Here is a 255-nt window from a genome sequence, read left to right as displayed (position 1 = left end):
AAGAAACGGAGTAGGTGAAGCGATCTGGAAAGATCCGCGAGACAAGGTAACAGCCCTGTAGCCGAAACTTCGTTTCCTCCAGAGTGGATCCTGAGTACGGCGGGACACGTGAAACCCCGTCGGAATCCGGGAGGACCATCTCCCAAGGCTAAATACTCCCTAGTGACCGATAGTGAACCAGTACCGTGAGGGAAAGGTGAAAAGCACCCCGGGAGGGGAGTGAAAGAGATCCTGAAACCGTGTGCCTACAACTAG

General features: G+C 54.1%; 1 rRNA gene. It reads left to right on the top strand.

The window, feature by feature from the left end:
* Positions 1-255 (top strand): 23S ribosomal RNA (locus tag MW695_RS22395); the annotation flags it as partial.

It is taken from the genome of Halalkalibacter sp. APA_J-10(15) (assembly GCF_023017105.1).
In the GTDB taxonomy this organism is placed as follows: domain Bacteria; phylum Bacillota; class Bacilli; order Bacillales; family Bacillaceae_D; genus Halalkalibacter.
Note: the sequence above shows the minus strand (reverse complement) of the source record. Positions and strands in the feature narration are given on the sequence as shown.